This window comes from Paenibacillus sp. BAC0078 (genome assembly GCF_054483875.1).
Map to the genome: position 1 here is coordinate 123,563 of NZ_JBTLRW010000018.1, position 13,211 is coordinate 136,773.

A 13,211-nucleotide genomic window follows, 5' to 3' on the forward strand; every position below is an offset into this window, starting at 1 on the left:
AGCGGAATCACAAAAGGATTCCGCCCCCTCTCTCTAATCCGCCGCCAAGGCAGATTCAGCAGCATCGCTGCCGCTCATTCACAATTCTCAAGACGGCTTGTGAAAATGCGCCTCCAGCTGTTTTTTCAGATCACCAAAAATAAGCAGCTCACGCTGGAACTTGGAACGCTCATCCTCAGGGCTCATGATAGGGCTGCCGGTGAATGCACTGACTGTTACATCCTGAAAGGCATCATGCAAATTGTTATCAAACCAATCGGTTGCCGTATCCGCATCATTCGTCAGAATGCGCACAATTTCATAACCTTCCTCGCGCTGGTCCTCCACAATGTACACCAAAAGTGCGGAATCGCCCACAGCTCCCGGCAATACGCCAACTTCTGCACAAGGCGCACCGTCATATTCGGTCATTCTGCGGATTTTGGCATCTTTAATGTAATACACGGATTATCATCCCTCCTGGCTAATTTCCTTCTGCCTTAGTGTTCGGATAAGGACATACATTTTATCCCTTCCTTCGGCATATATCTGTATTACTTGGCAAAAAAGAAAGGACAACAATCGCACAAAAGAGAGGATGAACCATAATGTGCGGAATAACCGGATTTATCCAGTGGCGCGGCGACCTCACACAGCACTCGCAACTGCTTGTAAAAATGACTGAAACCTTGGAGAACCGCGGGCCTGATGCAGCTGGAACCTGGATCTCCGGACCCTGTGCCTTCGGACACCGCAGACTTAGTGTTATCGACCCCGAGAACGGTGCCCAGCCGATGATCGCCCGCCATGACGATAAGGTCTACGCGATTGTGTACAACGGCGAACTATATAATGCTCCTGAGCTCAAAAGCGAACTCAAGCAGCGGGGGCATCATTTTCTCACAGAATGCGATACCGAGGTTCTGCTCCACGCCTATATCGAATGGGGACCGGACTGCACGGTGAAGCTGAACGGGATATTTGCCTTTGCCGTCTGGGACAGCTTGCGCGATCAGGTATTTCTGGCACGCGACCGTCTCGGGGTGAAGCCGCTGTTCTACAGCCAGGTGGACGATGTGTTCGTCTTTGGCTCTGAGCCCAAAGCATTGCTGCAGCACCCCAAAGTGAAGCCGACTGTAGGACCGGAGGGCCTGGCTGAAATTTTCATCATCGGTCCAGCCCGTACACCGGGACATGGGGTATACAAAGATATATTCGAGCTTCGTCCCGGTCATGCCATGATTTACAGCAGAAATGGAATCCGCAAGTACGCTTATTGGGAACTGGAAAGCTACACACATACTGACAATGTAGACGAAACGGCAGCCAGAGTGCGTGAATTGCTTCAGGATACGCTGGAGCGCCAGCTAGTTTCTGACGTTCCGGTCTGCTCGCTGCTCTCCGGGGGGCTCGATTCCAGTGCGCTGACCGCGCTCGCTGTAAATTATTACAACCGGACCGGCCAAGGCCGGGTAGACACCTATTCCGTCGATTATGTCGATAACGACAAGCATTTCAAAAGCCATTCCTTTCAGCCGGGTGCAGACGGTCCTTGGATTAAGCGGATGGTCGATGAACTGAATACCAACCACCATTATGTGAACTTTGATACTCCCGAGCTGGTAGCCGCGCTGGACAACGCCCTTTATTCCCGCGATTTGCCGGGGATGACCGATGTGGATTCGTCGCTGTATTTATTTTGCCGGGAGATTAAAAAGAACGCAACTGTCGCCATTTCCGGCGAAGCCGCTGATGAGATTTTTGGAGGATACCCTTGGTTCCACCGCGAGGAGATGCTGTCCTCCGGTACATTCCCCTGGTCGGTAGCCCCGGGCATGCGCGCAGGCCTGCTGTCCCCGGAAATCCGTGAATGGATTCGTCCGCTGGAATATTTGGGCGACAGGTACAGCGACGCAGTGGCTGAAGTTCCGAGGCTTGACGGCGAGAGCGGCAAACAGGCGCAAATGCGCGTGATGTCCTATCTCAACATTACCCGCTTCATGCCCACTCTGCTGGACCGCAAGGACCGGATGAGCATGGGCGTAGGCCTGGAAGTCCGCGTACCTTATTGCGATCACCGTCTGGTGCAGTACGTCTTCAACATTCCCTGGGAAATCAAGACCGTCGGCAACCGTGAAAAAGGCATTCTCCGCAAAGCGCTGGAAGGCATCCTGCCGGACGATGTGCTCTACCGCAAAAAAAGCCCTTATCCCAAAACGCACAACCCTGCTTATTTGAATGCGGTCCGATCGCAAATGCTGAGCATTCTGGATGATTCCACTTCTCCGATTCTGCCTTTGATAGACGCCGCCAAAATCCGTGAAATCGCCGCATCCCCGGAATCCTCCAGCAACCTGCCGTGGTTCGGCCAACTGATGTCCGGCCCGCAGCTATTTGCTTATCTGGCCCAGGTCAATCTCTGGCTGCGTAAATATAATGTTTCTATCCTGAAATAACGATGTCCGAACAGAGGACATTGTTATGGAAGCCTCGAATTTGGCAAAGCCAAATTGAGGGCCTTCTATGAAATGTCATCGTCTGAAGTGCCGCGAAAGAGCGGCATGGCTGTCTATTGTATAAAGGGAGCAAAACCTCTACAACTAAAGATGAAGATTATCTTGGTTAAAGGGGGTATATCCAGATGAAGTCCTCTGCTACACCTGATCTTATGCTCAAAAGAAAGCTGACCGTCTTTATTCTGACGACCTTCGGCTTCACCTGGCTGTGCTGGCTGCCGCTGCTGCTCAATAAGCAGTTTGCCGCCAGCGTGCCGGTGCTGCCCGGACAATTCTATCTTGGCTCCTTCGGGCCGCTGTTAGGCACAGTAGTGAGCCTTAGGCTGCCGGGAGAAGGAGGCTTTGCCGTCTGGTGCAGGACCGCCTTTTCCTTTTCTTTTCCTGCAAAATGGCTGGTGCTGGCTGCAGGACTGCCGCTGGCCTATGGAGCAGTGGCAGTTGTATCGCATACCCTGATCACCGGCAGTGCGCCAGACCCGTACAGGTTCGGACTGACCTCTGACCTGCCGCCGCAGTTCAACATCTGGATGACCTCTCTGGTGTGGATGCTTACCTTCGGGATCGGGGAGGAGAGCGGCTGGCGGGGCTATTTGCTCCCGGAGCTGCACAAACGTTACTCCCTGTTCACCTCTGCCCTGCTGGTAGCCGCAATCTGGATGGCTTGGCATCTGCCGGCCTTCTGGTTCAATGAGAACTACCTTGGAATGGGCTTCGGTGTGCTCGGCTGGGCGATCAGCCTCACCTACGGCTCGGTGGTGCTCGCCTGGATCTGTGCCGGAAGCCGCTGGAGCATCATTCCCGTGATCCTCTGGCACGGCATATTCGATCTGCTGACCGCCAGCGACCAGGCCGCAGAGGTAATGGCCATGGTCTGCAGCATGCTGGTCATTATCCACGGCATCCTTCTCATGCGGATATTGGGCAGACGGCGTAGCCTGCCTCCTCCGCAGTAAAGTGAGGAAAGCTCTGAGCGAAAGGCAGGCCGTTTGGCTGATTTAACGGTGTTTTGCTGCTGGCTGTGAGCCTTCCCTTGCTCGACCCATTCAGCGGGCAGATTTGCCGTTAGTGGCTCCCCTTCCGGCGGGACGAAGCATCAGCGGCATCAATACCGCTGATGCTTCGCCTTCTAGCCGGATTAGCCCATTTAAGCGGCAGTTAGCCTCTGATCTTCTCTACCCAAGCAAAAGAGCAAGCCCCCACCGGGAGCTTGCTCTTTTGCTTTTACTTCTCCTTTTTCACACCTTAGAAGTTGAAATTATCCGGGTCCGGGCCGAAGCGGTGGTTCCGGTTCAACGCCTCGATGGCCTTAACCTCCTCATCGCTGAGGGTAAAATCGAAGAAACCGGCATTCTCGGCAATACGCTTGGCATGCACGGACTTCGGAATCGTAACGACGCCTTGCTGCAGATCCCAGCGCAGCACGATTTGTGCTGCGGTTTTGCCGTATTTGCCAGCCAGCTCCTGCAGCAGCGGCAGATCCAAATTGCCTTGCATCAGCGGACTCCAGGCCTCCACCTGAATGTCATGTGCTTTTGCATATTTCAGCAGCTCGCGCTGGGTCAGCAGCGGGTGGAACTCCACCTGATCAACAGAAGGCACCACTCCGGTATCCTCAATAATCTCCTCCAGATGATGTGGCTGGAAATTGCTCACGCCAATGGATCTGACCAGCCCCTCTTGTTGCAGATGCACAAGCGCCTTCCAGGAATCACGGTACTTTCCGGCCACCGGCCAGTGAATTAGGTACAGATCCACAACATCCAGGCCAAGCTTTTTGCGGCTGACCTCAAAAGCCTTCAGCGCCGACTCATAGCCCTGATCGCCATTCCAGAGCTTTGTCGTAATGAACAATTCATCCCGGGGCACACCGCATTCACGGATGGCTTGTCCAACACCTTCTTCGTTCTTATATCCGGCAGCCGTATCAATACTGCGGTAGCCCGTCTCCACTGCCGACTTCACCGCATTGATGACTTCCTCGCCGTTCTTAGCCTGCCACACTCCCAGCCCCAGCCAGGGCATCGTCACTCCATCATTTAGCGTAGGCCCTCCAGAAAATGGTCCGTTTGCTTCCGTCATTATTAACCCTCCAAACGTACAAGTATAAAAATGATTTATCCATTTCCAAAATCAGTATAGCAGTTCATGCCCGGGATGCCAAAAACATCAGTGCAACCCCCGCTGAATCCGGCTCTTACAGCGATGCCCTAATTGCAAAACGACCGGTATGCTTCAACAACGGCATTTCTGCCGTTGTTACCGAGCAATTCCACCCGCGTGGCTCCATTAACGGCATTTCTGCCGTTGTTACCGAACAATTCCACCCGCGTGGCTTCAACAACGGCATTTCTGCCGCTTTTACCGAACAATTCCACCCGCGTGGCTTCAACAACGGCATTTTTACCGTTGTTACTGAGCAAATCCGCCTGCGTGTGCGATGATATCCCAAAGTTAATCAAAAAAATAGAGTGCGGCTGCCTACACAGTCCACACTCCATTACGTTCACTTTACTTCTCGATTAACTTGAAATCGTCGAAATGGAATTCCGGCGATACGATGCAGGAGACCAGCGTTGGCTCCTCGCCGAGCGGCCGGGCTGCCTGCCATACACCTGGCGGAATTACAACCTGCGGCTGCTGTCCGGCGGCGATATCAAGGCCAAGAATCACCTCGGTCACATTCTCCGGCTTGTCGCCGTTGCCGCCAAGACTCAGGACAATCGGGCTGCCGGAATGCCATAGCCAGATCTCGGAGGACAACACCGTGTGCCAATCCGAGGTTTCATCCGCATGGAGCAAAAAATAAATAGAAGAGGCCGAGGCTCTTGGCCCGGAGTAGCTCTCACCCAGATTTTCCTGGGGAATTTCAAAAGGAGCGTTCCATAGTCGTTTGTACCAGCCGCCTTCAACGTGGGGCTGCAGCCCAAGCGCTTCTACCAGCGGTGAAATTTCTTTTTGCGTCATCATGTTCTCTCCTAAGAGTTTTGCGTAGCAAAACTGGCATCGTAAGCTTGCGCTTCGTTTTGCTTTTACTTTAACGGAATGTGGCGTAATTGTAAAATATCCCGTTTACTTGCTCTCCTTGCTCGCTTTGAATACCTCGGCCATTGCACCGAGCGTACCGAGCGTTTCGACGGCGCTGGTTGGCAGGAACACCTTGTTCGCAGCCCCCTTGGAAATTTCGGTCAGCGCGTCAAAGGATTGATAAGCCAGCACCCGCTCATCCAGCCCTGCGCTGCTGATCAGCGCAATCCGCGCTTTCTCGGCTTCGGCTACCGCCTGGATCGCTTTGGCCTGGCCCTGCGCTTCCAGCTCCTGCGCCTGCCGCAAGCCTTCCGCCTGACGGATACGCGCTTCCTTGTCGCCCTCCGCCTTGAGGATCTTGCTCTGCTTGTCACCTTCGGCACGCAGGATCATATCCTGCTTCGCGGCTTCCGCCTCCAGCACAATCGCGCGTTTGCTGCGCTCAGCCTTCATCTGCTTATCCATCGCTTCCTGAATATCAAGCGGCGGCTTGATATCAATAACCTCTACGCGCTCAATCCGCACGCCCCATTTCTCGGTCGCCTCATCCAGCGCAAGGCGGATGTCCGAAGAAATCTTTTCCCGGCCGGACAAGGTTTCATCCAGCTCAAGCTTACCGATAATCTGCCGCATCGTGGCTGTGGAAATGTTGCGCACCCCGTACACATAGTCGGATATTCCGTAGGTCGCTTCTTCCGGGCCCACCACCTGATAGAAAATAATCGTATCAATCTGCACCTGCACATTATCCTTCGTAATCACCGTTTGCGGCGGCACATTGGCCTGCTGAATCCGCAAATCGTGGTACGTGCGCACATGATCAATGATCGGAATCAGAATATTCAGACCCGGTGTGAGCAAGCGGTGGAACTTACCGAGACGCTCAACAACGCCTACCCGCTGCTGTGGTACGATTTTGATGGTCAACGCCACAAATACGACAACAACAAAAATAATAATCCCTATAATAGCCAATTCCATCAGTACATATCCCCCCATCGGACTACTTCAATAATTGTGGAGCTTCTGCCAACCACTTTGACTACTTCATCCTTGCCCAGCGGCTCTATTGATGTTGCGCTCCAGATGTCGCCGCCTACCTTAACCTGACCATAACGCCCCGGCTCAATCGGCTGCACGACCAGACCCTGCCTGCCTACAATATCTGTCCCTGCATCCTTAAACCCGCGCGAGCTGCGGAATCTCGCCACCAGCGGCTTCGAGAATACCGTCAGTCCCAGCGCCACCAATGAACCTGCAACGACCTGAAGCAATATCGCATCCGGCAGCAAAAGCGAAACAAGACATGCCGCCAAAGCGCCAATACTTAACCAAAGCAGATAAAACGTAAGCGTCATCATTTCAGCGACAAACAGGACACCGGCTGCAATTAACCAAAACACCCAGATTACCATCGGCGAACCCACCACCTTCCGCTATATACTACTATAACGAAATTAACGGCGTGACGTTGCATAAGTTTTTGGGGACCCGGACACAGGGGGGCATAGCCATTATATTTCAGCGGATGGCGGCTTATGAGCGGCAGCCGTTTACAGAAGATAAAAAAGCTTGCAGAGTGAAGGCCTCGCCTTCTCTGCAAGCTTTTTTGCTCTCTGCCTTCCAAGTTCAGGCTCCCCACGGCAACATTACGCTCTCAGGCAGGGAGAAGCTCCTATAAACAACATTCGTTAACTTGGAATCCAATCACGCTGCCTTTTGATGAGTACTAGTTCAACTGCCAGAGCGCCGGTGTTAACACCGGCTCCCAGCCCACCAGCGAGGTATGAGCCTGCCAACAGGTGTACACTTTGCCGTCATAGCTCACTTTGTCGCCCACTTTGTAGGCAACTCCTGCTGTCCAGGCGGTTATTCCGGGAGTCGCGGTCGGTGTCGCAGTTGGGGCGACTGTGGCAGTAGGCGTTGCCGTTGTGCCCGGTGTTGCTGTTGGTGTAGCGCTTGGCGTTGCCGATGGCTTCACCGTGGCCGTAGGCGTTGGCGTTACCGTAGGCGTTACCGTCGGTGTCGGCGTCGGCGTTACCGTCGGTGTCGGTGTCGGCGTCGGCGTTACCGTCGGTGTCGGTGTCGGTGTCGGCGTTGGCACCACTCCGCTGCCCAGATCGGCACTCAGCTTGTTTTGCAGCGTTTTATTGCGGTCGCCGCTTGTCTCCCAGAACATCGCCCCTGCCAGACCTTTGGTTTTGATGTAGCTGGTTTTGTAGCCGAAGGATTCTACGTCGTCATAGCTGATGTAGGTTTGCGTAGAGGGATTATAGAGATAGGGAACCTTGGAAGTGTTATTCCAATAGCGGGTATATCCATTTTTATTGATATAGTTGGCTTCAAGATCATAGAAATCATAGTTTCCCTTTTCCCATGTGCCTGTGGATGAAATGCCAGCCGATACCTGATACTGCCCGTTCCCGGTACTCGGTGCGCCGCCCCAGCCACGTCCGTAGAACGGCATCCCCATCACCAGCTTATTCGCCGGGACTCCGCTCGCCAGATAGGCTGTGACGGCCTTGTCGATGTTGTAATTAGCCGGATCGGTCAGACCCGACGAGGCTGCGGCAGCATCATAGTAGAGCGGAGCGTTGTGTCCGGTAGTCGTGTTCCAACTGCCATTGAAGTCATAAGTCATGATGTTGATCCAATCGACCACCGCGGCGATGCCGCTAAGATTATTGTTCTGGATAAAAGCCGGACCTGCACCGGAGGCTATGGTAAGCAGGTAGGTTTTACCGTCGGTGGTACCTGCGGCGTTCAGCTTTTCGCGGATTTTCTGAAGCAGCAGCACGTAATTCTGTTTATCCTCCGCGCGGTAGCTGTTGCCGGCAAGTCCTCCGCTGACCGGATATTCCCAGTCCAGATCAACGCCATCCATTTGGTATTTACGGATGAAATCCACAGCAGAATTCGCAAATACTTCACGGGTCGCTGCCGTAGCGGCAACATCCGAGAAGCGGTTCGACCAGGTCCAGCCACCGACCGATATCACCGTCTTGAGGTTCGGATTCTTTTCTTTCAGTTTCCACAGCTGCTTCAGGTTGCCTTTGATGGGATCATCCCATTTATCATCGCCGAAGCTTTTCTGGGCATCAATCCAGGGATCACCCAGTACAATTGTGCCGTTTGGGACGCTGATCGTCTGGCCTTGTTCATTTTGACAGCTCCATGTAACCGGATTCGGACCGGTAGGGTCAGGATTCCCGTGAACCCCGTTCCAGCATATATCGGCAAAAGCATAGTTGATCACGTTCATTTTACTGGGATCAATATCCGTCACGTTGTAAGCCCGTCCGTAGGCAGCCCACGAAGCATAATAACCGACGAGCTTATAGCCCGCAGCCGCACTCACGCTTTTGACGCTTGTACCCAAGGTTGAAAAGAAGGCTATAACCAGAGCAACTGCCATGCCAAGCACAAAGGTTCTGCGAAATCTTCTTTTATTGAACATTAATCCTATACCTCCTCAGGTTCTTGCGTAGCTGGAAAATCCTGCTTCACTGGCAAAAATCCAGTGCTCACCTCCCGGTTCGGATTTACCTTCATCCTGTGTCTCTAGTAAATTCATAACATCAAGATGATAGATTAAGTACACAAAAAAGCGCACGAATACTTTGTCCGGTACGATAGGGATGGAGTGCATGGAACTGGAGGATTCAAAACATAGGAAGGATGAAGGCAACTCTTATTCTCATACAAAGCACTTAATTATGCTAGGGGGAAATTTCCATAGTTAGGGGGTAATATCATCTAATTTCCAGTTATTTGGATTTAAAAAAGACCCGCCCGCAATTTTGCAGACAGGTCCCTCTTAAGCATCTTGCCAAAAAATTGTACACTCACCGTATCGTTATTTCCCCTGCTCCTGTTCAGCAGCCAGCTTCCCGGTCAGAAGACGCAGCGCCATGCCCCGGTGGCTGATGGCCTGCTTTTCTTCGAGCGTCAGCTCAGCCATGGTTTTTCTGTACTCCGGCAGGTAAAACAACGGATCATAACCGAAGCCTCCGCCGCCCGCCTGCTCTGAGGTAATCCAGCCTTCCACTGTGCCTTCGGCAGTCAGCTCTTTGCCTGTTGCAGGATCATACAGGGATAAAGCACAGACGAAACGGGCCGTACTGAGCAGCGGCTGGCCGGTATCCTCGCCCTGCTTCAGCTTCTCCAGCTCACTCAGCAGCTTCAGGTTGTTCTCCTTGTCGTTTGCCTCTTCACCCGCATAACGGGCAGAATAGACGCCCGGTCTTCCGTCCAGGACATCCACGCAGAGGCCGGAATCATCCGCCAGGACGGGCAGTCCGAGGGCATCCCCGACGGCCTTGGATTTTTTGAGAGCATTCGCGGCAAAAGTATCGCCATCCTCCACCACATCCGGCAGCTCCGGATAATCGAACATGCTCTTCACCTCCAGCCCAAGCGGTGCAAAAGCATGCTGGAACTCGCGCACCTTGCCCTTGTTCTTCGTCGCCACAATCAAAATTCCGCCGCCGGATTTCATGCTACACCTCTCGGCCCGGCTGGCCGGAAGCAATTTTGAGCGCTATTTCGCCCAGCACCTCTTTTTGCACGGCGATCAGCTCATAAATCCCCATCTCGCCCAAGCCTAGCAACTGGTCCAGCTCCTGCCGGGAGAACGGACGCTCTTCGCCGGTGCCCTGCAATTCAACAAAAGCCCCGCCGCCCGTCATTACCACATTCATATCAACCATTGCTTTGGAATCCTCTTCATAGTTCAGATCAAGCAGCGCCTGATCGCCGACAATGCCGACGCTGACCGCAGCCAGATAGTCTGTAATCGGGAATACGCTCAGCTTATGCTGTTGCGCAATTTTATTGATGGCAAAGGCCATAGCTACAAAAGCGCCCGTAATCGAAGCCGTCCGCGTTCCGCCATCCGCCTGAATGACATCGCAGTCCAGAGTGATGCTGCGCTCGCCGAGCGCGTGCAAGTTCACTACGGAACGAAGCGCCCGGCCGATCAGCCGCTGGATTTCCATCGTACGTCCGGTCAGCTTGCCGCGTGCCGCTTCACGCTGATTACGCGTCTGAGTCGCGCGCGGGAGCATGGAATATTCGGCGGTCACCCAGCCTTTACCCTGTCCTTTCAGGAACGGTGGAACCTTCTCATCTACGGTTGCCGTACAAATGACCTTCGTGTCCCCCATTTCAATAAGGACAGAGCCCTCAGCATATTTATTGGTTTGGGTAGTTATCATCAGCGGCCGAAGCTGGTCCTGATTGCGCCCGTTTGATCTCATCTTTTCTGCCTCCTGCGTCTCTAGCTATATGTTTGGTTGCCGTATGTCCATAGCAAGCTTTATTCTACCAAAGAGCAGGCACAAAAGCATCTTTTAGCCTTTACAGACATTTTACAAAGGCAGGACGTTCACATATTCCGGTGCCGATACTGGCTGGCCGTAGTCCACGTTGTCCGTGCCGGTAACCTTCTTTTGACCGTTGAGGCGAATTTGCACCATAGCATCCTCCGAATTCTGCGCAACAGTCAGCACAACAGATTCCAGCATCTCAGCCGGTACACCTTTACCGTCCGCAAACATATCATCCTTCAGCGAAACGGTGACCACTCCATTCTGCCCGGCTTCCACGGAATCCAGCACTGTATCCTGCGTCATCACCATTTCCAGACCATTGTCCGAGTCGGGTCCGGCAATCAGCTCATTCAGCGCCGCCTTTAGCGTATCTTGCCCTGCGGGTACAAAACGGGTCACCGGCACATAATACTGATGAGTGCCATCAGGCGCTGCTGCGGAAAAATAAACCGTCACCGCGCTCGAATTCATCAGCAGCGGCCCGTGCTTCGGCAGATTGATACCAATGGTGCGGGACAGCGGACGGTCGAGCGGAGTTCCCTTCAGCGGCATTTCGGTAAGCTTTTTGCCGTCAACCCAGAGCTGCACCCCTTGAATTCCATCCTGTCCGGTCAGCGTCCAGGTGATCGCTTCGAGAATTTTGCGTTCATCTGCGGCCTCATAATCATTAAACTTCGAGTTAAACTCGACTACAGCCAGTTTGGCTTTGTCTACGGTGACATTTTTCACTTCCGTTCCGGCTGGCAGCACACCCTTGAAGCCCTCCGGCAATGCTGAGGCATAAGCTCCTTTGCTGACCAGAGCAGTAAGCGAGTCCTTCAGCATTGCGGCAGCATCACCTTTGGGAAGACTCACGGATACCGGAGCGAGCAGGCCGTGCCCATCCTCCAGGAAGACGGTTGTCCGTTCTCCAGCCGCCGCAGGAGCCGCTTCATCTGTACTGACACCTGCCGTAGTACCGTCGCTGTCTAACGTTGCGGGTGCGAACACTCCCGCATCCGGTGTGCCTTCATTGCTGACCTGCAGCATTTGCGCTTCAACCTGGGCGGGCGGCGGATCAACTGCTGCCGATTCCGACGAGTCAAACAGACTGCAGCCCGATAACGTTAATGGAACCGCGAGCAGGCAAGCCGCAGACAGGCGGCGAATTTGTTTCCTATGCTTCATAAATGATTACCCCTTTCAACGCTTAAGTTCAGTTGTACTGCTATGTATACGAGCCCTCTGTCCAAAAAATAACAACAGCTTATCCTAAATTGCCCGGGTTTTGGACAATTGGACAATCGCCGCACAACTGGGTACAATTTTTCTATGCAAATCAACTACTAATGACTCACTAACGGGGTGACTGATCATGGCTCATTCAAAAATACCTTACAGCCTTAACAGTAAAAAAGTCGCAGAAGCGACCCGGTTCTGGCTGGACAAACGCGGAGTAACCCTGGAGGAGATCGCCGAGCTTGTACTGCTATTGCAAAGCAAATATTATCCGAGTCTGACCTTGGAAGAATGTGTGCATAACGTGGAAATGGTGCTGAGCAAACGCGAGGTGCAGAACGCCGTACTGACCGGCATCCAGCTCGATGTGCTGGCGGAAGAGGGAAAACTCCTTTCTCCCCTGCAGGATATGATTGAAAATGATGAGGGATTGTACGGCGTTGACGAGATCCTGGCCTTTTCCATCGTGAACGTATACGGCAGCATCGGCTTCACCAACTATGGTTATGTGGATAAGCTTAAGCCAGGTGTGCTGGAGCGGCTGAACGATAAAACAACCGGCCAAATCCACACCTATTTGGACGACATTGTTGGTGCAGTTGCCGCAGCCGCCAGCAGCCGCATCGCCCACCGGAAGCAGGCCGAACGCGAGCAGGAGCTCGGGCAGCCGCACGCGCCGGAAGATCATGAGGAAGGTAAACGGGGAGCGGCGGAGCATAAGGATTAAGCCGGGGCAGGCTCGCCGGGCCGGAGGATTTTTGGAGTTCCGGGCCAGAGTGCTTTTGGAACTGACTGGGTTAGGCTTTGCTTGACTCGGGATACGCTTTTGCCAGCCGGGCCGGGGGTCGGCGGGACTTTTGGAGTTGACCGAGTCAGGTTCTGCCTGAGAGGGATAGGTTTTGCTGCCGAGCCGGAGGGCCAAGTGGAATTTCTCCAACTAAATCGGCTGAATTCCAGCTGAAAATGTATTTAGTTGGAATTCCTCAGACTGTTGAGAAACCCAATAATTCAATACGACATCGCATTCATTTGGTATAATATAGGTAACTTTGTAAGAAAGTGCGGTGTCTCATGTTAAACGAGAAGGATCAAGGGAATAGCGGGAAATATCAAATGGAGCTTGTCTGTTTGGATCAGTTGGTTC

General features: G+C 53.2%; 13 protein-coding genes. 4 read left to right on the forward strand and 9 right to left on the reverse strand.

Going from position 1 to position 13,211, the window contains the following annotated elements:
* Positions 1-87 precede the first annotated feature (87 nt).
* On the reverse strand, positions 88-444 hold the full coding sequence (locus tag ACX1DY_RS25270) for a hypothetical protein (protein ID WP_458966955.1): 357 nt from the start codon (positions 442-444) through the stop codon (positions 88-90).
* A gap of 143 nt (positions 445-587) precedes the next feature.
* On the opposite strand from ACX1DY_RS25270, the gene asnB reads away from it, so the two are divergent.
* The gene (asnB, locus tag ACX1DY_RS25275) at positions 588-2,435 is read left to right on the forward strand and encodes an asparagine synthase (glutamine-hydrolyzing) (RefSeq protein WP_458966956.1); all 1,848 of its coding nucleotides are present in this window, start codon (positions 588-590) and stop codon (positions 2,433-2,435) included.
* Between the two features lie 185 nt (positions 2,436-2,620).
* On the forward strand, positions 2,621-3,448 hold the full coding sequence (locus ACX1DY_RS25280) for a CPBP family intramembrane glutamic endopeptidase (protein ID WP_458966957.1): 828 nt from the start codon (positions 2,621-2,623) through the stop codon (positions 3,446-3,448).
* Between the two features lie 289 nt (positions 3,449-3,737).
* Here ACX1DY_RS25280 and ACX1DY_RS25285 read toward each other — a convergent pair whose 3' ends face one another.
* The gene (locus ACX1DY_RS25285) at positions 3,738-4,574 is read right to left on the reverse strand and encodes an aldo/keto reductase (protein WP_458966958.1); all 837 of its coding nucleotides are present in this window, start codon (positions 4,572-4,574) and stop codon (positions 3,738-3,740) included.
* Between ACX1DY_RS25285 and ACX1DY_RS25290 the strand changes: the two genes are divergently transcribed.
* The gene (locus tag ACX1DY_RS25290; RefSeq protein WP_458966959.1) at positions 4,562-4,936 is read left to right on the forward strand and encodes a hypothetical protein; all 375 of its coding nucleotides are present in this window, start codon (positions 4,562-4,564) and stop codon (positions 4,934-4,936) included. The two genes, ACX1DY_RS25285 and ACX1DY_RS25290, sit on opposite strands and share 13 nt — an antisense overlap.
* Positions 4,937-5,003: 67 nt before the next feature.
* Here ACX1DY_RS25290 and ACX1DY_RS25295 read toward each other — a convergent pair whose 3' ends face one another.
* The 7 genes from ACX1DY_RS25295 to ACX1DY_RS25325 form a co-directional block, all read right to left on the reverse strand.
* Positions 5,004-5,459 carry a cupin domain-containing protein gene (locus ACX1DY_RS25295; protein ID WP_458966972.1) on the reverse strand — a complete coding sequence of 152 codons (456 nt, stop codon included), beginning with the start codon at positions 5,457-5,459 and terminating at the stop codon, positions 5,004-5,006.
* 105 nt (positions 5,460-5,564) lie between these two features.
* Positions 5,565-6,500, reverse strand: coding sequence for an SPFH domain-containing protein (locus ACX1DY_RS25300; protein WP_458966960.1), 936 nt, complete (start codon positions 6,498-6,500; stop codon positions 5,565-5,567).
* Entirely contained in the window at positions 6,500-6,934 is a 435-nt protein-coding gene (locus ACX1DY_RS25305) for an NfeD family protein (protein ID WP_458966961.1), read from the reverse strand. Before ACX1DY_RS25305 ends, ACX1DY_RS25300 begins: the two co-directional genes overlap by 1 nt.
* 314 nt (positions 6,935-7,248) lie before the next feature.
* Entirely contained in the window at positions 7,249-8,976 is a 1,728-nt protein-coding gene (locus ACX1DY_RS25310) for a glycosyl hydrolase family 18 protein (RefSeq protein WP_458966962.1), read from the reverse strand.
* A 399-nt stretch (positions 8,977-9,375) separates the two neighbouring features.
* Positions 9,376-10,017 carry an XTP/dITP diphosphatase gene (locus ACX1DY_RS25315; RefSeq protein ID WP_458966963.1) on the reverse strand — a complete coding sequence of 214 codons (642 nt, stop codon included), beginning with the start codon at positions 10,015-10,017 and terminating at the stop codon, positions 9,376-9,378.
* Position 10,018: 1 nt separating this feature from the next.
* Positions 10,019-10,777 carry a ribonuclease PH gene (gene rph, locus ACX1DY_RS25320; RefSeq protein ID WP_458966964.1) on the reverse strand — a complete coding sequence of 253 codons (759 nt, stop codon included), beginning with the start codon at positions 10,775-10,777 and terminating at the stop codon, positions 10,019-10,021.
* A gap of 111 nt (positions 10,778-10,888) precedes the next feature.
* Positions 10,889-12,016, reverse strand: a complete 1,128-nt coding sequence (locus tag ACX1DY_RS25325; protein WP_458966965.1) for a GerMN domain-containing protein — start codon at positions 12,014-12,016, stop codon at positions 10,889-10,891.
* Between the two features lie 187 nt (positions 12,017-12,203).
* On the opposite strand from ACX1DY_RS25325, the gene ACX1DY_RS25330 reads away from it, so the two are divergent.
* The gene (locus tag ACX1DY_RS25330) at positions 12,204-12,794 is read left to right on the forward strand and encodes a phosphatidylglycerophosphatase A family protein (RefSeq protein WP_458966966.1); all 591 of its coding nucleotides are present in this window, start codon (positions 12,204-12,206) and stop codon (positions 12,792-12,794) included.
* Positions 12,795-13,211 lie beyond the last annotated feature (417 nt).